Origin of the sequence: Myxococcus sp. MISCRS1 (genome assembly GCF_026626605.1) — a bacterium.
Lineage (GTDB): Bacteria > Myxococcota > Myxococcia > Myxococcales > Myxococcaceae > Myxococcus > Myxococcus fulvus.
The window spans coordinates 2516834-2540102 of record NZ_JAPNKB010000001.1; the positions used below are offsets into that span (position 1 = coordinate 2516834).

Sequence of the window (23269 nt, forward strand, 5' to 3'; positions counted from 1 at the left end):
CTACCTTTGCCCTCGGGCAGGGCCTTCTCGCTCTCAGGTCTTCTGCGCACACAAAGCCGAACGAGAAGTGCCCCTGCTCCCTCTTCCCGCGCACTTCCCGCCTGCCCGCCCTTCAGCCTGATCGAGAATCACGAACTTCGGTTTAGGGGAGTGGCTCCAACGAGTGCCTGGGCGGCAAGGCTCGCCGTCGAACGACCCGATTCACCCAGGGCCGTTCGTGCTCACGGTTTCTTGGGTGTCGTGGTCGGGGCGGGGTCCACCACCGCGCTCCAGTCGATATCCGCGTTGATGTCCGCCAGACGGCCGGTGTTCTGCCGGCGCAGGTCCTGCTTCTCGAGGTCGCCGGGGTGCACGACACCGTAGGGCAGCTTGATGGCCTGCGCCGCGTCGCGCGCCTTGACCGCCTTGTCGCGGCCGACGCGCAGCTCCCCTCTCCTGCGTTGCACCTCGCGCGCCGCGGCGGCCTTGGCCAGATAACGCTCCCGCTGCATCTCCAGCTCCTCGCGCTCCGGCCCCGCCCCCAGCTTCGAGAGCTGCCGCTGGAGGTTGGCCGCCTCGGTCTCCAGCTCGCGGACGAGCGTCGGGTCATTCACCCGAGGGTCGCTCTCCACCGACTCAATCTCCACGTCGACCGCGCGCAGCTTCCGGGTCGCGGCCGCCACCTCGGCCTCTTTGCCCTCCTTGGCCGCCTGGTGCTTCGGGTCCAGCTTCGCGTTGTAGGCGCGGAGGTTCGCGTCGAGCACCCTCGCGTTGGTGCTCAGGGTGCGCAGCCGCTGGAAGAGGCGGACCAGCGCCTCCAGGTCGTCGCCCCGGTTGACGCCGCGGAGCACGGCGAGCTGTCCCGGGTCCAGGTGCGTCCCCAGCGAGCCCAGGAAGGACTCGTTCCTGGCCTGGAGCCACGTCACGAGCTTCTTGCGGTTCACCGGGCCCTTGAGCTTCTTGCCCTGGATGAAGTCCGCGTTCTCCTTCGCCAGCTTCGTCGCGGCCGCGCCCGTGCGGCCCGGCAGCATCTGCGCCGCGGTGAGCGCGGGCCCCGTGTCGGGAGTCACCCGTGAGATGTGCGTGACGGGCGTGACGTAGGGGTCCAGGTTGTTGCCGGGATTGGGCACGAAGCGGTCGCCCAGCCTCGCCTTGTGTTGCACGCCGCCTTTGGCCGGGGTCGGCTGGCTCCAGACGATGGCCACGTGGTAGCGGGCTCCAGGTGGCGTCTGGAGGAGATCCTTCTTCTCCCAGTGGGAGAAGATGACGCTGTGCCCGCCCCCTTCCGAGGCGTTGGCGTTGTAGAGGTACAGCCAGTCTCCCGTCTGGATGTCGTTGAGCTTCGCCAGGGGGAGATGCCGCTGCCGGTAGTATTTCGACCCCTTGCCGGGGTTCTCCGCCGCCGCCTTCTCCGCCGCCTCCGCCTGCTTCGTGCCCTCGTGCAGCGGCCCCAAGCCCTCGTCGGTCGGCTTCACGGTGCTCGGCGCCGGCCCCGGGTGTCCTGCGCCGCAGGACGGGGGCATCTCGGCGCCCTCGGCCTCATCGAGGGGAAGCTTGTCTTTCGACACCCGGTCCTGCTTCGTGACGTCAATCGACCTCCCCGTGTTGAGCATCGCGGCGCCCAGCGGGTCGAAGGACCCCATCACCCCTCCGGCGAAACCGGACCCGGACGGGGTGGCGCCAGCGTAGTGGTGGACGATCTGCACCCAGTGGAAGCAGAACTGCGCATGCACCCGCTGCTCGAACGAGCCGGGCTGGTAGATGCCCTTCGCGAGGATGTGGGCCGACAGGAGCAGGCGCTGCTGAGCCGTGGTCGCCCCCCGGTCGGAGCCGTTGAACAGGCGCTCGGGGATGCGCTTGGAGACGATGAAGTCCCGCAGCTTCTGGCGCTGGGTGCTCGTGAAGAGCACCTGGAGCCGCGCGGTGGTCAGCGGAGCCGCCGGCACGCCGAAGACGTTCAGCACGTCCGCGAACTCCGTGTTGAAGAGGGAGGTGAACGCGTCCGCCATCGTCGTCCTGGGCAACGCCGGACCGACGATTGCCTCCAGGCGGGCGAGCTCGGCGCGCAGATGTTGAATCGTCGCGTTGTCGGCCCCGGGGGGCTGCCGCGCCAGCCAGCGGTGAATCCTGGCGATCTCCAGCCGGGCGGCCTGCGGGTTCGTGGCACTGACGCTGTTCTTCAGTGACTGCGGCTCGTCCGTGTCGGCCCCCAGCAGGGGCGTGTCCAAGGGCTGCCGGCGGAGTGTGCGCGTACCGCCCTGGAGGGTGTGCGTCAGCTCGTGCGCCAGCAGCCGATCTCCCGCGGCCGTCCCCGGCCCGTAGCGCCCGGGAGCGAAGACCACGTCGCGACCGACGGAGTAGGCGTGCGCGCCCACCGCCAGGGCGCTCTGCGCGGCCCGCGAGTCGTCATGCACACGCACGGAAGAGAAGTCGGCGCCACCGAAGCGCGCCTCCATCGCGTCGCGCGCGGCCGGCTCCAGCGGGCGCCCGGGTCGGGCGAGCACCTCATGGACGACCGGCGGCGCGAGCGCACGCGATGCCCCCACGTCCCCATTCCCCCGGTGCAGCCCCGAGCCGACGGGCGCCGGTTGCGGCGTCCCCATGACCTGGTCGGCCACGGTGTCCGCCTGGCGCTCGAACGGGTCCCCCGGTGAGCCGAGGGTCAGCTCGCGATGAATCCGTGGCGGCGTGATGGAGATGCGGGCGAAGTCGAACTGGGAACCGGGAGCGACTGGCGCCGTCAATCCGCCACCTGATTCCGATGCGGCGCGCGCGACGGCCGGGCGCTGCGATTCACGCTTCGGGGCAGGAGCATGCGCCGACGACGGACGCGGCTTCTGGTCGAACGCGAACATGGAGCACTCCTCCCCCTGGACGACAACGATGGAGCCGCACGGCGTCTGGCGCCCAGTATAGGAGAGAAGGGGGCTCGGGCGTCACCCGGCGCGGGTGAAGTCCCGCTCAACGCTCGCCCCAGTTGCCCAGGAAGTCGCCCATGGTGAGTCGCACGCCTTGGTTGCGCAGGATGCCGTAGGCCGTGGTCAGGTGATAGAAGAAGTGGGGAATCGAGAAGGCCATCAGGAACTGCCTCCCACTGGCGCGCACCGAGCCACGGCGGTGCTCGATGACGACCTCTCGCTCGAGGCCCGCTTCGAGGTCGCTTGCAGACAGCTCGCGCAGATGCGCAATCGTCGCATCGAGCCGGTGATGGAGCTCCGCGAAGCTCCTCGCCACGTTCGCGGCAGGGACCCGTGACTCTCCCAGCAGCCGCGCCATCGCCAACACGGCGCCCTCCGCGGCCCAGTGGACCTGAGCGGCGAGGGTGTACTGGTGCAGGTCCGCTGGCGAGTCACCCGCACCTGCTCCGGAGAGTCGCGCGTCCAGCAACACCTGGTCACCACAACCCCTGGCGGCGGCATGCTCCTCCGCCTTCATCAACTGCGTTTTGAGATTGGCGAGCCCGCGGACGAACACGCCAGTGGACAACTCGTTGGCATTCAAAGACATGCCCCATTCTTTCACATGTCGATGGCCCCCGAGTGCTTGTCATTTGATGAACAGAGGACTTTGGCCATCCCCATGTTGCGCGCCGCGCAGGAGGCCGCCAGGAAGGGGCCGTTCATTCCATGGGAGGACAGTCCCTTCGGGCGCCGTCCCACTTCTGGGGGGAGACACTCGATGCGAAGCCGTCCTGGTATTCTCGGGTCTTTGGGATTGGGCGTGACGCTGGCGTTGTCGCTGGGAGCGTGTGGCACGGAGTCGCTGGAGGAGAAGGTCCGACCTCCGGAGGATGCGGTGTCGCGAGCCGCGTTGACGTGGGACCCGGATGGTGGACGCGGTGGAGACCTCGCTGCGGCCCGTCTGTGGTGACGGGGTGCAGGGTGGCGCGGAGTTCTGTGACGACGGCAATCAGCCCTCGGGGGACGGCTGCAACAGCGTCTGCCAGGTGGAGCCGGGCGCGGTCGTCGTCACGAGCCACGGGGAGATAGACTCCCCTCCGTGAGCGATTCCCAATCCGGGTGCCTCGAGCGCGCTGGCGGCCTTCGAGCGTCATCGGGCGAGCACCTCCTCCCGGGGTCCGAGCTGACGGGGAGCTTGCCCACGAAGGACCCGATGTGTTCACGGTGCCGGGCGCCCTGCCCCCGCTGTCATGGGTGGAGGTCCAGGAGGCCGAACCCCAGGACATCCTCCTGTGTGCGAGCTCCCCGAGGCCGTGAAGCCTTCACAGCCTGGGAATGGAGACAATACACTCTCCATCCCATGTCGACTCCTGGTGCAATCGCTGTGTACACGTCGGGGTCGGGCCTCCCCGAGCACGTCTCGGAGCGCCCCTGGCGTGGGGTCTATCACCACTGGGATGGCTACCCGACCGGCCTCGGGCAACACCTGCCGCCCTCCGCGCGACGGGAGCCGGAGCGTGTCCGGAGCTTCCTCGAGGCGCTGCTCGAGGACCCGCGGCGGTTCAACTCGTTCTGGCTCTCCGCGCAAGACCCACTGCGTCGTTCCGTCGCGAGGCAGCGTGAGAGCTTCGCGCGAATCCTGAGGGCGTACTGGGCTCACGACTTCGGCTCGGAGGAGAAATGATCCCAGGAATGACCGGGACTCAGATTGGCATCTTCGCCAGCGTCTTCGGCGTCGGCCTGGGGGTCGCGAGCATCATCGGCTACGTCCGCTGGAAGCACTGGAAGCAGCAACTCCAGGTCTGGGAGGGCTTCGCGAAGACTCGCGGCTGGTCCTTCATGGCGAGGTCCGGGTTCATGTACTCGGCGGGGACGATGGAGATGAAGGGCCGCCATGCCGGGCGGTCCATCACGGTGGAGACCGAGCACCGGGGATATGGCAGACATTTCCATATCGTCACCATCGTCCGGCACGGGTTGGGCAACGGCTTTCCGCGCGAGGTGGTCATCCGACCCGAGACGCTGGGGGATACGGTCCTCCGGCTGTTCGGCAACAAGGACGAGGATGTTGGAGATGCCAGCCTTGATAATGCATTGGACCTGAGGAACGTCACGCCCAAGGCCCGCACCTTCCTCCTCCGTACGGAGATGAAGCAGCCCTTGCTGAACCTGGCCCGCGCCTTCGAGCACTTCTCCATCGAGGACGGCGTCCTGACAGTGGCGGTCATCGCCGTCCCGCGCACCACCATCGAACTGTATGAACTGCTGAAGCCCGTGCGTGAGCTGGCCGACGCCGTTCGGGACACGCTCGGCGATACCGGCTGACGGTCGTCGCGTCGTCGAGCGCGCTCCACGCCGGATGGAATGTCAGGGTCACGGGTCAAGATGCTCCCGGTTCGACAACACAAGGAGCCCGCAACCATGAAGACCGCCATCGCAGCCCTCACCCTGCTCGTGTCCACTTCCGCCGCGGCGTCCCTGACCCTCCGCTACGAGAACAAGGACTCCAAGGCGTACGCCGCCGAGGCCGTGTGCAGCGGGAGCAAGCAGGACCCGGTGAAGTTCTCCGCCAGCACCACGTCCTCGGTCTCCATCCAGGGTTCGTCGCCCTGCAAGGTGACGCTGCAGGGCACCACCATCACCTTCGACGGTGACGCGAACATCATCATCAAGGACGGGAAGATCTCCCGGAAGTAGCCCGGAGCGACCGCGTTCCCGTCCAGGACCTGAACGGACGGGAGCGCGCTGTCCGGCATGGCGTCCATCGAAGGGCCCGTGCTGACTCCAACAAGGTGGGTTCTCGGAGCCTCTCGTGGACTTCGAGCGACCTGACGTCCGAGCAGGCCCCTTCCAGGCCGAACCGTCGTCGGACGCCTGCTCGCGCCGCCCAGCACCGTGGCACCGGCAGGCGGGGAGCCGCGCGGGATGAAAGGCACGCAACGTCCCGTTGCAACGCCCAATCCATGACGCAACCCCCACCCGACGCCTTCTCCCCCGCCGCCTCGGGAATCAGGGGCCTGCTCGCCTCCTGCTGGCAGGCCGTGCGCGGCTCCACCGAGGACCTGGCCACGGGGCCCGTGGACCGCGCCTTCCTGCTGCTGTCCGTCCCCATGGTGCTGGAGATGGTGATGGAGTCCATCTTCGCCCTCGTGGACGTGCTCTTCGTGTCCCGCCTGGGCGCGGACGCCATCGCCACCGTGGGCCTCACCGAGGCCGTGCTCACGCTCTTCCGGACCGTGCCCCTGGGGCTGGCCGTCGCCGCGACCGCGCTCGTCTCCCGCCGCATCGGCCAGAAGGACCCGGAGCGCGCCGCGCGCACCGCCGTTCAGGCCCTGGGGTTGGGACTGGCCCTGTCCGTGCCGCTGGCGCTGGCCGGCTGCCTCTTCGCGCGCCCCATCCTCACCGCGATGGGCGCCGCCCCCGGCGTGGTGACGCACGGCCTGGGGTACGCGCGGCTGATGCTGGGCGGCTTCCCCATCATCATGCTGCTGTTCCTCATCAGCGCCATCCTGCGCGGCGCGGGGGACGCGGCCACCTCCATGCGCGCGCTGTGGCTGGCCAACTCCGTGAACATCGTGCTCGCGCCCCTGTTCATCTTCGGCATGGGGCCCGTGCCCGCGATGGGCGTCACCGGCGCCGCGGTGGCCACCACCGTGGGCCGCGCCTCCGGCGTGCTGTACCAGGTCTACCGCCTGCTCCAGGGCCGCGGACGGCTGGAGCTGCGCCGCCGTCACCTGCGCGTAGAGCCCTCCACGCTGCGCTCGCTGCTCAAGCTGTCCGGCGGCGCCATCCTCCAGTCGCTCTTGGGCATGTCCAGCTGGCTCGTGCTGATGCGCATCGTCGCCACCTTCGGCAGCACGGCGCTCGCGGGCTACACGCTGGCCATGCGCATCCTGCTCTTCGCCCAGCAGCCGTCCTGGGGCCTGTCCCACGCCGCGGGCACGCTCGTGGGTCAGAGCCTGGGTGCGGGCGACACCGAGCGGGCCGAGCGCGCCGCGTGGCGCGCCAGCTTCTACACGCTCGGCTTCCTGGGCGTGGTGGCCGTGGGCTTCCTGGTCTTCGCCGAGCCCCTCATCCACCGCTTCACCTCCGAGCCGGAGGTGGCCCTGCACGCCGTGCGCTGCCTGCGCATCGTCAGCTGCAGCCTCGCCCTCTACGCCTTCGTCACCGTGCTGCCCCACGCCTTCAACGGCGCCGGGGACACCACCACGCCCACCGTGGTGAACGCCCTCTTCTCCTGGGGCCTCCAGCTGCCCCTGGCGTATGTCCTCTGCCATCCGTTGGGCTGGGGCCCCACGGGCGCGTTCGTCGCCATCGCCATCACCTACGGCGCCCTGGGCCTGACGAGCGCCGCCCTCTTCCGCAGGGGCGGGTGGAAGCTTCGACACGTCTGATACACGCCGCTGGCATCCGACATTCGGCACGCCCCGGAGACAGAGTTGAAAGCACCCACCCAGGTGCCGACTTTCCCGGAACTCTCGCAGCGTGTGAGTCCCCGGAGTATCCGGGACACCGGAGGCGCCCGACACCCCGGAGCGCTCCCGGCCCCACCGCGGCGAGTCCCAGGGTGCGGCAGTCGGTGGGGGCGTCAGACATGGCGAGCAACGAGCGGCTGGGAGTGGCGATTGTGGGTTTGGGCGGGGCGGTGGCCACCACGGCGGTGGCGGGCATGGAGCTGCTGCGCCGGGGACGCGTGGACACACGAGGGCTGCCGCTGGCGGACGTGAAGGGCCTGGGGCTCGTGGAGTACGACGCGCTCACGTTCGGCGGCTGGGATTTGTTCGACGAGGACCTGGCGAAGGCGGCGCGCAACCACGCGGTGCTGACGGAGGCCCAGCTTTCGGCCGTGACGCCCACGCTGGAGCGCATGCGCCCCTGGGCCGCGGCCTCCAACCCGAGGTTCTGCAAGAACATCGTCGACACGACGGCGAAGAAGGCCCGCTCCCTGCGTGAGCAGGTGCAGGCCATCCGCGACGACCTCGCCCGCTTCAAGAAGGACGAGAAGCTGGACCGCGTGGTGGTGGTGAACCTGGCCTCCACGGAGAAGAGCGTGGACCTCACCCGGCCCCAGTTCGCCACGCCGGAGTCCTTCGAGAAGGCCCTGGACGCGAACGACGCGGACATCGGCCCCGCGATGCTCTACGCGTACGCGGCCATCGTGGACGGCGTGCCGTTCGCCAACTTCACGCCCAGCGTCGCCGCGGACGTGCCCGCGCTGCTCGAGCTGGCGAAGCGCACCGGCGCACCCATCGCCGGCAAGGACGGCAAGACGGGGCAGACGCTGCTCAAGACGGTGCTCGCGCCCGCGCTGAGAGATCGCGCGCTGCACGTGGACGGATGGTACTCCACCAACATCCTGGGCAACCGCGACGGCGAGGCCCTCGACGACCCGGCGTCGCGGCAGAACAAGCTCGACACCAAGGGCGCGGCCCTGGACAGCATCCTCGGCTACAAGGTCCAGGACCACATCGTCCAGATCCAGTACTACCGCCCGCGTGGGGACAACAAGGAGGCCTGGGACAACATCGACGTCACCGGCTTCCTCGGGCAGCCGATGCAGCTCAAGCTCAACTTCCTCTGCAAGGACTCCATCCTCGCCGCGCCGCTCGTGGTGGAGCTGGCGCGCACGTTGGACCTGGCCAAGCGCCGGGGCGAGGGCGGCGTCATCGACGCGCTGGGGTGCTTCTTCAAGGCCCCCATGTCGCCGGACGGCCAGCCGGTGGAGCACGCCATGGCCGAGCAGCAGCGCCGCCTGATGGCGTGGCTGTCCAAGGGCCGCGTGCAGCGCACGGAGTCCACCCCCGAGCGCATCAGGGGCTGACACCACCATGAACACACCCGCGCGTGACTCGGCGGCGGCCCCGGGCCGCCTGGCGAAGCTGCGTCCGCTCCTGTCGGAGCTGATGGACCTCAAGCGCACCCGCACTCCGGACCTTCCGGAGGGCCTCGCGGCCCATGGCTTCCGTCGCGCGTGGGCGGCCCTGGCGGCGGGCATGGACCCCGGCACCGTGGCGCTCCAGGAGACGGCGCGCGCGGTGGCGGCGGTGCGGCTGTGCGGCCTGGACGCGGACCTCCTCCAGCGGGCGGGGCTGTCCCCGCTGGACACGACGCGGGTGCTGCGCCGGGGCCTGGACGCGGTGGCGGGGCCGCTGGACCCAGGCCTGCGCGAGCAGCTGTCGCTGGCGCTGATGCCCTCCTCCGAGGCCACCCCCGGCACGCCGCCGGCGTTCGTGGAGCGGCTGGTGCACCAACCCCGCGCCGGGGCCACGTTCCCCGGCCGGGCACGCCTCGTCGTGCCACCGCAGGAGAGCCACGCCGACCACTGCTACGCGGTGGCGGTGGGGGCGGTGCTCGTGTCCCGCCACTTCGGCGCGGCCCCGGCCCTGCCCTTCCTGGCGGGCCTGTCGCATCACCTCTTCAACGCGGCGCTGCCGGACGCGGGCTACAGCGGCGAGACGCTGCTGGGGGACCTGCTCGAGCCCCTGATGAAGCGCCTCACCGAGGCGGCCCTGACACAGCTCCCGCCCCGGCTCCGCGAGGCCGTGCGCCAGGCGCTGACGCTCACCGGCAACGTGGATTCGGCGGAGGCGCGCGCCTTCAACGCCGCGGACACGCTGGACCGGGTGCTGGAGCTGGAGGCCCACGCCCGCGCGGCGGCCTTCACGCTGCGCCAGGCGCTGGAGGACCTGGAGCTGCTCCACCCCGGCCCGCTGCAGGCCTTCGGCAACGACGTGCTTCGCGAAGCGGAGGTGTGGCCATGAGGCAGCCGTGGGACACCGCCGCGCCGCCGCCGCATCCGCGCCATCCCCTCACGGGCCTGCCGTTGACGCGCGTGTCGCCCGAGCTCTGGTCGGATGGCGCCACGTGCTGGCCCGTCGTGGACGGCATCCCCTTCCTGCGCACCGGCCGGGAGGCCCTGCGCGAGGCCGTGGTGAGCGCGCTGGAGCGAGGCGACCGCCATCACGCGCGCGCCCTGCTGCTGCGGGACCAGGATGACCATGCGCGCCTGCCGCCCCCGCCCCTGTCCTCCACCGCCGCCGTCGTGGCGGGCGTCGAGTCGGGGACGATGGGGCTTCGCGAGGCCATGGAGCGCCTGGGCTTCGGGCCGGTGGCGCCCTACTTCGCGCACCGGCAATCCGCGCCCACCTTCCTGAGCGCGCTGGGCCTGCTGGCGCAGCACTGGGACGCGCCGCCGTGCGTGGTGGAGCTGGCGTGTGGCATCGGCCAGGTGCTGCGCGAGGTGTCCCTGCGGGGCACCCCCGTGGTGGGCGTGGACGTGGTGTTCGCCAAGCTGTGGCTCGCGCGTCACTTCATCGTGCCCCAGGCCGTGCTCCTCTGCGCGGACGCGGCCGCGGACCTGCCCATCGCGCCGCTCGAGGGCGCCACCGTGCTGTGTCACGACGCGCTCTACTTCCTGTCGGACAAGGCCCGCGCGCTGGCGGAGCTGCGCCGCGTGGCGGGGCCCTCCGGCCGCGTGCTCGTGGGCCATGCCCACAACCGGCACGTCGACCAGCGGGGCGTGGGGGGCACACCGCTGGACCCCGCCGGCTACGCGGCGCTGATGCCCGGGGCCGCCTGCTATGACGACGCTGGATTCGTCACCCGCTTCCTCGACGGGGGCGCCGTGGCCGACACCCCGCTGCCCCAACTGGAGCGCGCGGAGGCCTTGAGCTTCGCGTGGCCCCCGACGCCGGGACGCAGGTCCATCGACTTCGGCGTGGCCGTGCCGGGCGCGAGGCTGAGCCCCAATCCGCTGCTGGAGGCGCACGACGGCCGGGTGCGCCCCGCGTGGCCCACGCCTGGCCTGGCCGCCGAGTACGCGAGCGCCCACTACCTGTGCTCGGACGCGCCCGGGGACGCGGCCCTGCTGCGGCGGGCCGCCACCGACGCGACGCCCGAGCAGCGGGCCGCGCTCGTCAGGCGGCGGTGGCTTTTGAACCTTCCAGAGAGGTGGTGACATGTCCGGGGCGAAGCCAGGAGGCCGCACGCTGGGCTGGGCGGTGGTGGGGTGCGGTCTGGTGGCGCGGGAGTACGTCATCCCGGCGCTCCAGGGCGCGCGCAACGCGCGGCTGGTGGCGCTGTGCGACTCGGACGCGGAGGCGCTGATGCGCATCCCGGCGGACGACGTCGTCCGTCACACCGCGCTGGAGGCGGCGCTGGCGGACCGGAGCGTGGAGGCCGTCTACATCGCCACGCCCAACCACCTGCACGCCGCGATGACGGAGGCGTGCGCGGCGGCGGGCAAGCACGTGCTGTGCGAGAAGCCCATGGCCATCACGGTGCAGGACGGGCTGCGCATGCTGTCCGCGTGTCGGCGCGCGGGCGTGCACTACGCCACCGCGTTCGACCAGCGCCACCACGCCGCGCACCGCAAGCTGCGCACGCTGGTGAAGGAGGGCGTGCTGGGCACCCTCACCCAGGCGCGCATCCACTACGCCTGCTGGCTGCCCGCGGACTGGGCGCCCGACAACTGGCGCATCGACCCGGAGCGCGCCGGCGGCGGCGCGATGATCGACCTGGCGCCCCACGGGCTGGACCTGCTGGAGGTGGTGCTGGGGGATGAATGGCAGTCGCTCGTCGCGATGACGCAGCGGCGCGTGCATGACTACGCGGTGGACGACGGCGCGGTGCTGATGGGCCAGTTCCGCGGCGGCGCGCTGGGCGTCCTCCAGGTGGCCTACAACTGCCCGGACGCGTACCCCCGGCGCACGCTGGAGCTCATCGGCACCCGCGCGCGCGCGCTGGCGTACAAGACGATGGGGCAGACGCCCGGCGGGACGCTGTCGCTCACCGACGCGACGACGGGCGAGCAGACGTGGCTCCCCCTGTCCCCGGACGAGGACCAGAGCCCCTTCCGCAACCAGGTGGAGGCCTTCTCCGACTGCGTGCTGGAAGACCGCCCCCAGCCCTTCGCCCCGGAGCGCGACGTGCGCCTCGTGGGGCTCCTGTCGCAGGCGCTCCACGCCGGGAAGGCGTTTCCCCCATGTCACTGACCCGCTATGCCTGCACCCACTGCGGCACCTGGCAGCCGGGGTTTGCTCGCCAGCCGCCCGCGGGCTGCCCCACCTGCCTGGACGTGCGCAACGCCCTGCCGCCGGACGGCTGGGAGTTCCAGACGACGGGACAGGTGTCGGAGCGCCTGAGCACGCACTGGGAGGAGGCGCTGCCCGGCGTCTGGGGCTTCTCTTGCGCGCCGCGCTTCGGCCTGGGCTCCACGGGGTGGCTGCTGCGCCGCCCCGAGGGCAACGTCGCATTCGAGGGCGCGCCCTGGTACTCGCGGCCGGCGCTGGAGTTCCTGGAGACACTGGGCGGCCTCCAGGTGCTGTCCGCGTCGCACCCGCACGGCTTCGGGGCGCTGTGGCAGTTGCAGGAGCGCTTCGACCCGCTGCTCGTCCTGCACCGGGACGCGGTCCGCTACAGCAAGGCCTTCCAGGTGCGCTGGCCGGTGGATGACGAGCACACCCTGGCACCGGGCCTGACGCTGCACTGCGTGGCGGGGCACTACGAAGGCCAGACGGTCTTGTACGACGCGCGCACCCGCTCGCTGTTCTGCGGCGACGCGCTGAAGGTGGAGCTGGACGCGCGCGGCCGCCCCACGGCGCTGTCGTGTCACAAGGGCTTCCACTACGCGATTCCGTTGAGCCACGCGGAGCTGCGCCGCTACCGCGCGGTGCTCGAGCGGCTCCCGTTCGAGAACGTCTTCACCCCGTTCGAGTTCGCGCGCGGCGTCACCCGCGAGCATGCCCTGGCGCTGTTCGACCGGCTGCTCACGGGCATGCCTCACACCCGTCCCATTGCGTTGGAGGAGCTGTCATGAGCCTGACCGAAGCCCTGGATGCCTATTTCCGTGTCATGCCTCCGGGAGCGTTCCCGATCTTCCGCATCGACCCGCTGGACCGGCTGGGCGTGCCGGTGGTCTCCGCCAGCCTGCGGATGGGAGACCGCCCCGGCGACATCATCCACGCCAACGGCTACGGCGCCACCGAGGAGGAGGCGCGCGTCGGGGCCCTGGGAGAGCTCGCCGAGGAGGTCTGCGCGGACCAGGCCCTGCTGCGCATGCCCCGCGTGCACGGCACCTACGCGGAGCTGGTGGCCACCTTCGGCCCCGAGGCGGTGGTCAATCCCCTCACCCTGAGCCTGCCCGCGGGCAGTCCCTACCGACCCGACATGCCGCTCGTCTGGGGCGAGATGAGGCGCCTGTCCACCGGCGAGCGGGTGCTGGTGCCCGAGGAGTTCATCGCCGTGCGGCCCGGGAACCTGGTGGGGAAGACGCCGCTCGCCAGACCCTTGACCAACGGGCGTGGCGCGGGACGCACGCAGCAGCAGGCGCTGGCGCACGCGCTGCTGGAGCTGCTGCAGCGCGATGGCAACGGGCTCCAGTTCCGCGCGATGGACCAGGGCGTGGTGCTGGACCTGGAGGGCGCGGCGCTGGACCCGGACGTGCGGGAGCTGCTGGGGCGCTACCAGCGCGCGGGCGTGGAGGTGCTGGCGAAGCTGGCGAGCACCGACTTCGGCCTCGTGAACGTCTACGTGGTGGGCCACGACCTGTCCGTGGGCAACCAGCCGCTGCTCGTGACGGGTTGCGGCGAGGCGACGGACCCGGACCGGAACCGGGCGCTGCGCAAGGCGCTGCTGGAGTTCGCGGGCTCCCGGGCGCGCAAGGCCGTCTCGCACGGCCCGATGAGCGAGGTGGCCCGCGTCGCGCCCCGGGAATACATGGAGCAGTTCGTCCCCCTGGTGGACGTGGCCTCCGAGGAGCCCCGCGCGCTACAGGCCATGGCGGAGTGGTCCCAGTTGCCGGCCTCGGCGCTGCGCGAGCTCACCGCGTGCACGTTGCTGCGCCGGCGCACCGTGCGCTTCGAGGACCTGCCCCAGGTGCCGGGGATGGAGGACCCCGCGCGGCGGTGCGACCACGTGGTGAAGCAGCTCCACGCGGCGGGCTTCGACATCCTCGTCGCGGACCTGTCGCCTCCGGGCCACCCCGTGCACGTGGTGAAGGTGGTGGTGCCGGGGCTGGAGGTGGAGACGATGACCTATGGCCGGCTGGGCGAGCGCAACGTGGCGCGGCTGCTCGAGCGTCGTGAGCCGCTGGCGGGTCTGGGGGCGCCGCCGCCGGGAGCGCAGCCGGTGCGGCTCACCCCGGAGGCCGAGGCGCGGCTGGGCGGTCCCGCCTGGTTCGACACGCGGCTGGCCGAAGCGCGCGTGGGACGCCTGTATCCCCTCTACCGGGAGCCGGACCGTCACGCCGTGCACGCGATGCGCACGAGCCGTCGCTTCGGGGGGCAATGAGCCATGGCGCTGCGCTTCGCGTACAACACCAACGGCGTGTCCAACCACCGCTTCGAGGACGCGCTGCGCCTCATCGCGGACAGCGGCTACGACGGCGTCGCGTTGACGCTGGACCACCACCACTTCGACCCGTTCGCGCCGGACTTCGAGCAGCGGAGCGGCCAGCTCGCCGCGCTGCTGGAGCGGCTGGGGCTGGGGCTGGTGGTGGAGACGGGGGCGAGATTCCTGCTGGACCCCCGGCGCAAGCACGAGCCCACGCTCATCACGCCGGACGCCGCGGGTCGGGCCCGGCGCCTGGAGTTCCTGGAGCGCGCGGTGGACGTGTGCGCGACGTGTCGGGGCGAAGCGGTGTCCTTCTGGGCGGGGGTCCCCCGCGCCGAGGTGACGCAGGAGGCGGCCTGGCCGTGGCTGGTGGACGCAGTGGCCCGGCTGTCGGAGTACGCGGCGGCGCGCGGGGTGGTGCTGGCGGTGGAGCCGGAGCCGGGGATGCTGGTGGACACCGTGGACGGCTGGAGCCTGCTGCAGGCGCGGGTGGTGGCGGCGGGCGCGCCTCCAGTGCGCCTGGCCCTGGACGTGGGGCACCTGCTGGTGACCGGCGAGCGGGCGCCGGCGGAGGCGGTGCGTGAGTTCGCGCCGGTGCTGGGCACGGTGGCGCTGGAGGACATGAAGCGCGGCGTGCATGAGCACCTGCCGTTCGGCGAGGGGGACGTGGACGTGCCGTCGGTGCTGCGGGAGCTGACGCGCGCGGGCTACGACCGGCTGGTGTGCGTGGAGTTGTCCAGGGATGCGCACCGGGCGCATCAGATGGTGCCCGGGGCGCTGGAGTGGCTGAGGGCGCGGCTGCCCACGGGCGCGGAGGTGGCGGCGTGAACACCGTGAGCCCGCTGCGAATCTGCTTCATCTCCCGGCGCTTCTTCCCGGCCATCTCGGGGATGAGTGTCTATGCGCTCAACCTGGTGCGGGAGCTGGTCGCGTGCGGGCATGACGTGACGATGGTGAGCCAGTACCGCAACGACGCCGCGGGGATGGCGGTGTATGGGGGCGGGCCTCCGCCAGGGATTCCGGGCGCGCACGTGCTGGGGTGCGAATCCCGGGGCGAGCAACGCATCAACCAGGGGCAGCCCGCCAGCTTCGAGCAAGACGTGGAGGACCTGGTGGAGACGGTGGTTCGCGAGCACCGGCGCCGGCCCTTCGACTTCATCCATGCCCAGTATGGTTATCCCTGTGGCCTGGCGGCGCTGGAGGCCTCGCGGCGTCTGGGATTGCCCAACGTCGTCTCCATCCAGGGCGGTGACGGACACTGGGTGGGGACGTGCTGTGGGACGCACAAGCAGGCGATGCTCGCGGTGCTGGGCCACTCGGGGGCGCTGTTGATTGGCAGCCGGTCCTTCGCGGAGGAGGTGCGGGGGCACCATGGGACGCCGCTGGAGCGGTTCACCATCGTCCCGGGCGCCACGGACACCCAGCGCTTCCATCCGCGCAACGAGTCGAGGCTGGGGGAGCCGCAGGACGTGCCGGTGTGGCTGTACCACGGCCGGGTGGACGCGCGAAAAGGCGTGATGGAGCTGCTGGACGCGGCGAAGCGGCTGGTGGCGGAGGGGCGCCGGTTCCGGCTGCGCGTGTCTGGAATCGGGCCGGACGTGGAGGCGGTGCGCGCGCGCGTGGAGGCGGAGGGGCTTCGGGGCACGGTGGAGCTGACGGGCGTGTCCACCTACGCGCAGGCGCCGGACCTGTACCGGAGTGGGGACCTGTTCGTGTCGCCCACGTATTCGGAAGGGTTCTCCAACACGCTGCTGGAGGCGATGGCGTCGGGGCTGCCCATCGTGTCCACGAAGGCGGTGGGGGTGGTGGACTGCCTGGAGGACGGGCGGGACGCGCTGTTGGTGCCACCGAGGGACAGCGTCGCGCTGGCGGAGGCCATGGGGCGGCTGATGGACGACGCGCCGCTGCGAAGACGGCTCGCGACGACGGCGCTCGGCGAAGTGCGGGAGCTGTACTCGTGGCGGACGGTGGGGCGACAGATTCAGGGAGTGTACAAGGCGCTGACCGGCACGCGGCCGGACACGCGGTGGACGAACGTGTATGACCCGGCGACGACGCAGCGGAGCGCGGACCCCTCGTGTAGGTTCCGGGCGGCGCCGCACCTGTTATGAGCACCGCCCTCTTCGTGTCGCCGCACCTGGACGACGTGGCCTTCTCGTGTGGGGGGACACTGGCGGCCTTGAAGGCCAAGGGGTGGACGGTGGCGCTCATCACCGTCTTCACGCGCTCGGTGCCGGAGCCCCGGGGCTTCGCGCTGAAATGCCAGACAGAGAAGGGGCTGGGGCCGGAGGTGGACTACATGGCCCTCCGGCGAGAGGAGGACCGGGCGTTCGCGAAGCGGCTGGGCGTGGACGTCCTGGCGTGGGCGGACCTGGAGGAGGCGCCGCACCGGGGCTACGCGAGCGCGGAGGCGCTGTTCCATCCCCCGCGAGAGGATGACGCCATCCAGGCGGAGGTGGCGCGGCGTCTGAAGCCGGTGTTGTGGGAGCTGACGCCCAGCCGGGTCTTCGTGCCGCAGGCGCTGGGGAGCCACGTGGACCACGTTCAGGTGGTGCGCGCGGCGCGGGGGTTGGGCATCCCGTCCCACCGCGTCTGGTATTACCGCGACACGCCCTACGCCGTGCGCCAGCCGGGCGCGAAGCCCGACCCGGCGCTGCCTCGGGAGCCGCGGCCCCTGGCGGTGGACATCACGGCGCACCTGACGACCAAGGTGGAGGGCTGCCTCTGCTACGGCACCCAATTGGGCTTCCAGTTCGGCGGCGCGGAGGGCGTGGGACCGATGCTGGAAGCCTTCCACCACCGGGAGGCGGAGGCCCACGGACGCTCGGGAGCCGCGGAGGTCTTCCTGGGTCAGCAACTCCCGACGGCATCCCCGCGCTGACGCACGGCTCGGCGGAATGCGTCGGGGCTCGCTGGCTGAAGCTGCTCCGGGAGCACGTCTGTTCTATGCACCCGCCGCGAGCGCGTCGGCGAGGCGGGGGAACACCGGCTTGAACCCGAGGTCCTCGCGGATGCGGCGCCCGTCGAGGAGCACGTCGAAAGCGCGCGCGAACTCGGCGTTCGAGCCATCGGGCGGGGGCTGCCCCACCGATGCGAAGAGCGTGGCGAGGTCAGGCGCCTCGTCGTCGACCACGTTGTAGATGCGGTGCGCCGGCGAAGGCGCCTCGAGCAGACGTGCCACGGCCTGCGCGACGTCGGCGTGGTGGGCAATCGACATGCGTTGGGCCGCCGGGAAGCCGCGCATCATCGGCACCACCTCCTCGATATGTGGGTCCCCGTCGCCGTACACGAACGGCAGGCGCAGCACCCGCACGTCGAGCCCTTCGACTCCGAGGAGGAAGCGCTCGGCGGCGAGCTTGCTCACCGGATAGGCCACGGTCGGCGCACAGGAGTCTTCCTCGCCGACGAGCCGTCCCCCCGTCGAGCCATGGACCAGGCCGGTGCTCGTGAAGATGAAGCGCTTCACGGACGCGGCACGTGCGGCGGCCGCGAGGTGCTGCGTGCCCAGGTCATTGACCGCGTGCGCCTGCTCGGGCGTCGCGCCGCGGAAGAACGCGGCGCAGTGGACCACGGCGTCGACGCCGCGCACGGCGGGCACCAGCGAGCCCGCGTCGAGCAGGTCGCCCTGGGCGATTTCCACCCGCGCCTCCTTCGGGAAGACAGCGCGGGTGGGCTCGCGGACGAGGGCACGCACGTCATGGCCCCGCTCGGCGAGTCGCTGGGTGAGTCGGCTTCCGACCTTTCCGGTCGCTCCGGTGACTAGGATTTTCATGGGCCGACCTTCGCCCGCCCAGGCGCGGCGAGGATTGGAGAAAACGGACACGTGTCCCCACGCTTGCGCCGCCGTCGAGCGCGGGCCAGAGTCAGGGCATGCATGCGGGCCTTGTCCATCGCCAGCACCTCGCGCCGGGCGCCTCGGTGGCGTCCGCTGTGGCCGCGCTGTTCGTGGACGAGCGCGACCACGACGTGCGGGGCCTCCTGATTCCGCGGCCCGAGGTCCATCTCGTCGTTCGGTTCGGGCCGGCGGCGCGAAGGGGCCTGGATGCACACGCGATGGGCGGAATGCAGCGGGTGCGTCGCAAGCACATCCACCACGGACAGCGGACCGTGACGGCGCGGCTTCACCTGGGCGCGCATGAGGCGGTGCTCGGCGTCCCGGCCTCCGCCCTGGTCGGAAGCATCGTCGCACTCGAGGACCTGTGGGGCGATGCCGCGGCCCGGCGGCTCTTCGCGCGGCTCGGCGACACCGACGACACGGCCCAGGCGGCGGACATCCTGGAGCGCGCCATCGCCGAACGCCTCGCGCGCACCGACGGACGCCGCGCCCACCCACGTCTCGCCCTCGACGCCGCCGAGCGGCTCTCGAGCGGCACGGTGAACGACGTCGCGGGTGACATCGGGGTGAGCGACAGACATCTGCGTCGCGTGTTCCGGGAGACCGTCGGCGTGGGTCCCAAGGCCTTCGCCAGGCTCGTCCGCTTCCATCGCGCGCTGCGCGCCGCATCCGAGGACGAACACGCCCACTGGGCGGACATCGCCGCCGACGCCGGCTATTACGACCAGGCGCACCTCATCGCCGAGTTCCGCGCGTTCACGGGTCTGACGCCCCAGGGGTTCCTCCGTGAGCTCCGAGCGACGGAGTTGATCAGCTGACACCCGGGCCAGTGCCCCACTGCCCCCCCAGGCCGGAGACCCCCTCTGTCGGACGCATCTCGCTCCATCTTCTTCGGCGCCAATGCCGCGCGGACCGGACACTTCGAGGGAACGGGACCGCTCGCGGTCAAGCGAGCCCGCTGGAAGTTCGCGCCGCGCGCGCTCGTGACGACGCGCAACACGCCCGCCATCCACGACGGCGTGCTGTTCGCGAACTACGACAACGACAGGCTCTACGCGCTCGACCTCGCGAAGGGGAAGGAGCTCTGGAGCGTGCGGGTCGGCGGCGCCAGCCCCGAGAGCCTCTCGCATCCGATGGTCGCGCGGGGCCTGCTCTTCGTCGTCGGCGGCGGGCAGTGTCACGCCGTCGACCTGGGCACGCACGCCCTCCGCTGGAGCGTCTCATGCGACTCCGAGGCGACCTCCTCGCCCATCGTCGTCGACGACGTCGTCTATGTGGGGACCCGGTCCGGCGCGGTCCTCGCCATCGACGCGCGCACGGGGACCGAGCAATGGCGCGTGCAGCTCCGCTGTGGCGGGAGCGTGCAGTCCGCGGTCAGCGTGACGCGAGCGCAAGTCATCGTCGGGACCTGCCAGGGCTTCACCCAGGGACACGTGGTCGCGCTCGACCGCGCCACGGGGGCCGAGCGCTGGTCGGTGGAGACCGGTTCGATGAGCCATGGCGGAGCCCCCGCCGTCCACGGCGACACGGTCTATGCCTTGTCCGGACTGGGACAGCGCCTTCACGCGCTCGACCTCGACAGCGGCGAGCAGCGTTGGGTCTACCAGACGCCCGGCGCGCTCTGGGGAGCGCCCGCCGTCGCGGACGGTGTCGTGTGCTTCACCGGCTATCACTCGATGCTCCACGCCGTGGGCGAGGAGACCGGGAAGGAGCGCTGGTCGGTCGCGCTCGACAAACCACCCGCCAGCACGGTCTCACCAACCATCGCCGGGGGGCTCGTCTACATGGGGGCCCGCAACGCCGTACACGCCTGGACGCTTCGGGAAGGGACGGAGCGCTGGCGGTGGAGGGCCCCCTATCGCGTGACGACGGCACCGCTCATCGCCGACGGCACCCTCTACGTCGGCTGTGACCGCGCCGTCGTCGCGCTGGCGTAGCGGCGCCCCACGGCGCCGGGGCACTCGGTGGACCGCACAGGGTCTGGGAGTCGGGCGGCGCCCCGAATCGAGCAGCCCCACACTTGACGAACGCGGCACGCGTCCCTACCCGTGACTCCTCTCACGGCAGGAGTGTCAAGGAATGGGATTGAGCAGGTGGGGTACGTGTCTCCTCGCGGTGATGTTGGTGGCCTGTGGTGATGGGGCTGGGCTGGAGCCGTCCTCCGAAGCCACGCAGGGGACGCTGCGGTTGCCGCTGACGGCGCAGAGCCCCGAGGGGGCGGTCAAGCTGGTCGGCGCCACGTTCAACATCACGGGCGCCCAGACGGTGTTCATCTCGGACACGTCCGCCGACACGTTGACCGTGCCACTCATCGAGGGCGACTACACCATCGAGCTGGGGGGCAGCTGGCACCTGGAGCGCCTGTCGGCACCCGGTACGCCCCTGAGCGCCCAGCGACTGTCGCCCTCCGTGCTGGCCTTCTCGGTCATCCAGGGGAAGCTCACCGAGGTGCGCTACCTCTTCAAGCTCGCGGGCAGCGGCGGCGTGGACGTGGGCATCCAGGTGGACAACGGGGGCTCCATCTCAGGCACCCTGACGTTCACCCAGCACGAAGGTCCTCCGGACTCCGAGTTCGCGTCGCTGGTGGGCAAGAGCGTGCCCTTCGTCATCAGCTTCGAGACCTCTCGCGTGGTCAGGGAGGGAGGCGGCCCGAAGGCCCTCTCCGTGGAGACCGGCCCCATCTTCGTCCAGTTCGGCGGACCGGACGGGGCCCTGCTGGAGAAGCACGTGTCCCCCTTCTTCAAGGGGCGCTCCTTCCTCTTCAGGGTGACCAGCCTCCCGAACGGGTATCAGGTGCTCAGCACCTTCCTGATTGAGGGCGTGGGCAGCGGCGCTCCGCTCGACTTCGTCTCACATGAGAGCCAGCCGTTCAGGGGCACCGTGGACCCAGGCGGCTATCCCGAGACGACCCCCTTCGAGTTCCAGTCCACCATGGTCTTCAGCCTCCACGCGTTCGGGGATCTGAGTGGCACGTTCACCGGCACGGTGGCGCCCAAGTAGCCACGGTGCCTCCCGGCATGGAGACGGCGGCCCTCCCCACGGAAGGCCGCCGCGCTGCCTGCTTCGAGCTCCGGACTCCCCTGTCGAACCCGGCAGGGCTGTTGGGTTTCCACGGACCTCGCGAGGTGAAGCGGGAGTCGCGCAGGTTTCGGCCCTGCCCGAACCTCGCTCAGCGTGGCGCGAGTCCTCGCACGAGGGGCGAGAGCACGCCCATCAACCCGCTCGCTACTACGGCCCGAGGAACCTCGGAGAGACGCGGGGCCTGCCCGCTGACGCGAAGGTGCCCCCGCGCGCCAGGGACGAGGCGGCCGCCCGACGGTCGTGGCACGAGTCGGAGCAGCTCTCGGGCCTGCGCTTCGCGTGAGGCCCTTGCGCAAAGCCCCTATGCGCCCCGGCCCTCCATCAACCCGCGAATCTTCACCGCGTCCGCCTCCTCCATCGGGTTGTAGACGAGCATGGCCAGGTCGGGCCGGCCATCCACGGCGAACGACGAGTACTCCAGCGTGAGGGCACCCAGCACGGGGTGGCGCAGCCGCTTCACGCCCTCGCCGAAGGACCTCACGTCGTTCTCGCGCCACATCGCCGCGAACTCCGGGCTGTCCCGGCACAGCTCGTCGACCAGCGGCTGCACCGTCTGGGCCGCCCCGGCGCGGGCCGCGTGGCCGCGGAACACACCGACCACGAACCGCGCCACCGACTCCCAATCGAAGTTGAGCTCGCGCGCCTTCGGGTTCAGGAATATCTGGCGCAACACGTTGCGGCGGTCCGGCGGCAGCGTGCCGTAGTCGGACAGGACCACGGTCGCGGCGCGATTCCAGGCCACGATGTCCCACGTCGCGGTGTGGACCATCGCCGGGCAGACGCCCATCGCATCCAGCACGCGCTGCAAGCGCGGTGTGACACCCTCGACGGGCCGGTACCGCACCTCCGGTGGCCGCCCCAGCCCCAACAGGAACAGGTGCTCGCGCTCGACGTCGGTCAGCATCAACGCCTGCGCCAGGCGGTCCAACACCTGCGCCGAGGGCGCGCCGCCCCGGCCCTGCTCCAGCCAGCTGTACCAGGTGGGGCTGATGTGGGCCCGCTGCGCCACCTCCTCGCGCCGCAACCCCGCCGTGCGCCGCCGACCGGCCGGATAGCCCAACGCAATCGGGTCGAGCCGGGTCCGCCGCTCCCTCAAATAGGCACCCAGTGGAGTCTCGTTGGCCATACGCCCATCCTGTTGGTCGCCATACCTGGATAAGCTCTCGACTTTAACAGGATGGCGAACGCGCCCACAGTGCCTGCCTCTCACGCAAACAGGAGGTGCACATGAACGTGTTCGTGACCGGAGCCACGGGGTGGGTCGGCTCGCGCGTGGTCCAGGAGCTGCTGGGGGCCGGGCACCAGGTGCTGGGGCTCGCCCGCTCGGAGGACAAGGCGGCGGGACTGGCGCGGACCGGCGCCCGGGTGCTGCGCTCCACCCTGGACGACCTGGGGGCGCTGGCTGACGCGGCCAGGCAGTCCGATGCGGTCATCCACCTGGCCTTCAATCACGACTTCTCGAAGTTCGCCGACAACGCCAGACAGGACCAGCGCGCCATCGAGGTACTGGGTGAAGCCCTGGCCGGCACGGACAAGCCGCTGCTGGTGACGTCCGGCATGGCGAGGCTGGCGCCCGGCCGCGTCCCCACCGAGGCCGACCTGCCGGTCGACCGCCCCGACTATCCGCGCCGCTCGGAGGCCTCGGCCATCCAGCTGGCCGAGCGCGGCGTCCGCGTGGCCACGGTGCGGCTGCCGCCCTCCGTCCATGGCGTGGGAGACCACGGCTTCGTGCCCTTCCTGATTCAGCTGGCGCGCGAGAAGGGTGTGTCGGCGTACCTGGGTGAGGGGACGAATCGCTGGTCCGCCGTGCACGTGTCGGATGCGGGCCGGCTGTATCGGCTGGCGCTGGAGCACGGCGTGGGCGAGCGCGTCTATCACGCCATCGCGGAGCAAGGCGTCGCCCTGCGAGACATCGCGCGGGTCATCGGCCGCCGCCTGGGCGTGCCGGTCGAGCCGCGCGGCCGCGAGCACTTCGGCTGGCTCGCGGACTTCGCCCTGGCCGACATGCCGGGCTCGAGCGAGCGCACGCGGGCCGTGCTGGGATGGAACCCCACCGGCCCGGCGTTGCTCGCGGACATCGAGCACCCCGACTACTGACGGGCGCGAGGGAGCGCGGACGGGCAAGCCCCGCCCGTCCGCGCCG

Annotated in this window: 22 protein-coding genes; 18 read left to right on the forward strand and 4 right to left on the reverse strand. The window is 71.2% G+C overall.

The window, feature by feature from the left end; translation table 11 throughout:
• Window positions 1-221 precede the first annotated feature (221 nt).
• Both OWM54_RS09615 and OWM54_RS09620 read right to left on the reverse strand, forming a co-directional pair.
• Complete coding sequence (locus tag OWM54_RS09615; protein ID WP_267697276.1) at window positions 222-2723, reverse strand: DUF4157 domain-containing protein; 2502 nt, start codon at window positions 2721-2723, stop codon at window positions 222-224.
• A 217-nt stretch (window positions 2724-2940) separates the two neighbouring features.
• The gene (locus tag OWM54_RS09620; protein ID WP_267697277.1) at window positions 2941-3486 is read right to left on the reverse strand and encodes a DUF1993 domain-containing protein; all 546 of its coding nucleotides are present in this window, start codon (window positions 3484-3486) and stop codon (window positions 2941-2943) included.
• A gap of 319 nt (window positions 3487-3805) precedes the next feature.
• Here OWM54_RS09620 and OWM54_RS09625 point away from each other — a divergent pair, with 319 nt between their 5' ends.
• From OWM54_RS09625 to OWM54_RS09690, 14 genes are all read left to right on the forward strand, one after another.
• Complete coding sequence (locus OWM54_RS09625; RefSeq protein WP_223750350.1) at window positions 3806-3982, forward strand: DUF4215 domain-containing protein; 177 nt, start codon at window positions 3806-3808, stop codon at window positions 3980-3982.
• A gap of 281 nt (window positions 3983-4263) precedes the next feature.
• Window positions 4264-4563: a hypothetical protein gene (locus OWM54_RS09630; RefSeq protein ID WP_267697278.1), complete on the forward strand. Its 300-nt coding sequence runs from the start codon at window positions 4264-4266 to the stop codon at window positions 4561-4563.
• Window positions 4560-5204, forward strand: coding sequence for a hypothetical protein (locus OWM54_RS09635; RefSeq protein WP_267697279.1), 645 nt, complete (start codon window positions 4560-4562; stop codon window positions 5202-5204). The genes OWM54_RS09630 and OWM54_RS09635 overlap by 4 nt, the downstream gene beginning before the upstream one ends.
• 96 nt (window positions 5205-5300) lie before the next feature.
• Window positions 5301-5576: a hypothetical protein gene (locus OWM54_RS09640; protein ID WP_141329207.1), complete on the forward strand. Its 276-nt coding sequence runs from the start codon at window positions 5301-5303 to the stop codon at window positions 5574-5576.
• A 266-nt stretch (window positions 5577-5842) separates the two neighbouring features.
• Complete coding sequence (locus OWM54_RS09645) at window positions 5843-7273, forward strand: MATE family efflux transporter (protein WP_267697280.1); 1431 nt, start codon at window positions 5843-5845, stop codon at window positions 7271-7273.
• A 200-nt stretch (window positions 7274-7473) separates the two neighbouring features.
• The gene (locus OWM54_RS09650; protein WP_267697281.1) at window positions 7474-8700 is read left to right on the forward strand and encodes an inositol-3-phosphate synthase; all 1227 of its coding nucleotides are present in this window, start codon (window positions 7474-7476) and stop codon (window positions 8698-8700) included.
• A 7-nt stretch (window positions 8701-8707) separates the two neighbouring features.
• A complete protein-coding gene (locus OWM54_RS09655; protein WP_267697282.1) occupies window positions 8708-9640 on the forward strand; it encodes a hypothetical protein in 933 nt (310 codons plus the stop codon).
• Entirely contained in the window at window positions 9637-10836 is a 1200-nt protein-coding gene (locus OWM54_RS09660) for a class I SAM-dependent methyltransferase (RefSeq protein ID WP_267697283.1), read from the forward strand. Before OWM54_RS09655 ends, OWM54_RS09660 begins: the two co-directional genes overlap by 4 nt.
• 1 nt (window position 10837) lies before the next feature.
• Window positions 10838-11872: a Gfo/Idh/MocA family protein gene (locus tag OWM54_RS09665; protein WP_267697284.1), complete on the forward strand. Its 1035-nt coding sequence runs from the start codon at window positions 10838-10840 to the stop codon at window positions 11870-11872.
• Window positions 11863-12696 carry a hypothetical protein gene (locus OWM54_RS09670; RefSeq protein WP_267697285.1) on the forward strand — a complete coding sequence of 278 codons (834 nt, stop codon included), beginning with the start codon at window positions 11863-11865 and terminating at the stop codon, window positions 12694-12696. Before OWM54_RS09665 ends, OWM54_RS09670 begins: the two co-directional genes overlap by 10 nt.
• Window positions 12693-14168 (forward strand): YcaO-like family protein, encoded by a 1476-nt coding sequence (locus tag OWM54_RS09675; protein WP_267697286.1) that lies wholly within the window; start codon window positions 12693-12695, stop codon window positions 14166-14168. The genes OWM54_RS09670 and OWM54_RS09675 overlap by 4 nt, the downstream gene beginning before the upstream one ends.
• A 3-nt stretch (window positions 14169-14171) precedes the next feature.
• Window positions 14172-15038 carry a sugar phosphate isomerase/epimerase family protein gene (locus OWM54_RS09680; protein WP_223750341.1) on the forward strand — a complete coding sequence of 289 codons (867 nt, stop codon included), beginning with the start codon at window positions 14172-14174 and terminating at the stop codon, window positions 15036-15038.
• Complete coding sequence (locus OWM54_RS09685; RefSeq protein WP_223750340.1) at window positions 15035-16321, forward strand: glycosyltransferase family 4 protein; 1287 nt, start codon at window positions 15035-15037, stop codon at window positions 16319-16321. The genes OWM54_RS09680 and OWM54_RS09685 overlap by 4 nt, the downstream gene beginning before the upstream one ends.
• Window positions 16318-17091, forward strand: coding sequence for a PIG-L deacetylase family protein (locus OWM54_RS09690; RefSeq protein ID WP_223750339.1), 774 nt, complete (start codon window positions 16318-16320; stop codon window positions 17089-17091). Before OWM54_RS09685 ends, OWM54_RS09690 begins: the two co-directional genes overlap by 4 nt.
• A 63-nt stretch (window positions 17092-17154) precedes the next feature.
• On the opposite strand, the gene OWM54_RS09695 is transcribed toward OWM54_RS09690, so the two are convergent.
• A complete protein-coding gene (locus OWM54_RS09695) occupies window positions 17155-17982 on the reverse strand; it encodes an NAD-dependent epimerase/dehydratase family protein (protein WP_267697287.1) in 828 nt (275 codons plus the stop codon).
• A gap of 98 nt (window positions 17983-18080) precedes the next feature.
• Here OWM54_RS09695 and OWM54_RS09700 point away from each other — a divergent pair, with 98 nt between their 5' ends.
• From OWM54_RS09700 to OWM54_RS09710, 3 genes are all read left to right on the forward strand, one after another.
• Window positions 18081-18863 carry a helix-turn-helix domain-containing protein gene (locus OWM54_RS09700; protein WP_267697288.1) on the forward strand — a complete coding sequence of 261 codons (783 nt, stop codon included), beginning with the start codon at window positions 18081-18083 and terminating at the stop codon, window positions 18861-18863.
• A 165-nt stretch (window positions 18864-19028) separates the two neighbouring features.
• Window positions 19029-19982: a PQQ-binding-like beta-propeller repeat protein gene (locus OWM54_RS09705; protein ID WP_324289060.1), complete on the forward strand. Its 954-nt coding sequence runs from the start codon at window positions 19029-19031 to the stop codon at window positions 19980-19982.
• 142 nt (window positions 19983-20124) lie between these two features.
• The gene (locus OWM54_RS09710; protein WP_267697289.1) at window positions 20125-21045 is read left to right on the forward strand and encodes a hypothetical protein; all 921 of its coding nucleotides are present in this window, start codon (window positions 20125-20127) and stop codon (window positions 21043-21045) included.
• A gap of 382 nt (window positions 21046-21427) precedes the next feature.
• On the opposite strand, the gene OWM54_RS09715 is transcribed toward OWM54_RS09710, so the two are convergent.
• On the reverse strand, window positions 21428-22252 hold the full coding sequence (locus OWM54_RS09715; protein WP_223750336.1) for a helix-turn-helix transcriptional regulator: 825 nt from the start codon (window positions 22250-22252) through the stop codon (window positions 21428-21430).
• Window positions 22253-22353: 101 nt separating this feature from the next.
• Here OWM54_RS09715 and OWM54_RS09720 point away from each other — a divergent pair, with 101 nt between their 5' ends.
• Window positions 22354-23223 carry an SDR family oxidoreductase gene (locus OWM54_RS09720; protein ID WP_267697290.1) on the forward strand — a complete coding sequence of 290 codons (870 nt, stop codon included), beginning with the start codon at window positions 22354-22356 and terminating at the stop codon, window positions 23221-23223.
• Window positions 23224-23269: the final 46 nt, after the last annotated feature.

Excerpts from the sequence above, each read along its gene's own strand:
- OWM54_RS09620 (WP_267697277.1), bottom strand. The coding sequence starts at position 3,486 with ATGTCTTTGAATGCCAACGAGTTGTCCACTGGCGTGTTCGTCCGCGGG.
- OWM54_RS09625 (WP_223750350.1), top strand. The coding sequence starts at position 3,806 with ATGGTGGACGCGGTGGAGACCTCGCTGCGGCCCGTCTGTGGTGACGGG.
- OWM54_RS09635 (WP_267697279.1), top strand. The coding sequence starts at position 4,560 with ATGATCCCAGGAATGACCGGGACTCAGATTGGCATCTTCGCCAGCGTC.
- OWM54_RS09640 (WP_141329207.1), top strand. The coding sequence starts at position 5,301 with ATGAAGACCGCCATCGCAGCCCTCACCCTGCTCGTGTCCACTTCCGCC.
- OWM54_RS09645 (WP_267697280.1), top strand. The coding sequence starts at position 5,843 with ATGACGCAACCCCCACCCGACGCCTTCTCCCCCGCCGCCTCGGGAATC.
- OWM54_RS09650 (WP_267697281.1), top strand. The coding sequence starts at position 7,474 with ATGGCGAGCAACGAGCGGCTGGGAGTGGCGATTGTGGGTTTGGGCGGG.
- OWM54_RS09655 (WP_267697282.1), top strand. The coding sequence starts at position 8,708 with ATGAACACACCCGCGCGTGACTCGGCGGCGGCCCCGGGCCGCCTGGCG.
- OWM54_RS09660 (WP_267697283.1), top strand. The coding sequence starts at position 9,637 with ATGAGGCAGCCGTGGGACACCGCCGCGCCGCCGCCGCATCCGCGCCAT.
- OWM54_RS09665 (WP_267697284.1), top strand. The coding sequence starts at position 10,838 with ATGTCCGGGGCGAAGCCAGGAGGCCGCACGCTGGGCTGGGCGGTGGTG.
- OWM54_RS09670 (WP_267697285.1), top strand. The coding sequence starts at position 11,863 with ATGTCACTGACCCGCTATGCCTGCACCCACTGCGGCACCTGGCAGCCG.
- OWM54_RS09675 (WP_267697286.1), top strand. The coding sequence starts at position 12,693 with ATGAGCCTGACCGAAGCCCTGGATGCCTATTTCCGTGTCATGCCTCCG.
- OWM54_RS09680 (WP_223750341.1), top strand. The coding sequence starts at position 14,172 with ATGGCGCTGCGCTTCGCGTACAACACCAACGGCGTGTCCAACCACCGC.
- OWM54_RS09690 (WP_223750339.1), top strand. The coding sequence starts at position 16,318 with ATGAGCACCGCCCTCTTCGTGTCGCCGCACCTGGACGACGTGGCCTTC.
- OWM54_RS09695 (WP_267697287.1), bottom strand. The coding sequence starts at position 17,982 with ATGAAAATCCTAGTCACCGGAGCGACCGGAAAGGTCGGAAGCCGACTC.
- OWM54_RS09700 (WP_267697288.1), top strand. The coding sequence starts at position 18,081 with ATGCATGCGGGCCTTGTCCATCGCCAGCACCTCGCGCCGGGCGCCTCG.
- OWM54_RS09710 (WP_267697289.1), top strand. The coding sequence starts at position 20,125 with ATGGGATTGAGCAGGTGGGGTACGTGTCTCCTCGCGGTGATGTTGGTG.
- OWM54_RS09715 (WP_223750336.1), bottom strand. The coding sequence starts at position 22,252 with ATGGCCAACGAGACTCCACTGGGTGCCTATTTGAGGGAGCGGCGGACC.
- OWM54_RS09720 (WP_267697290.1), top strand. The coding sequence starts at position 22,354 with ATGAACGTGTTCGTGACCGGAGCCACGGGGTGGGTCGGCTCGCGCGTG.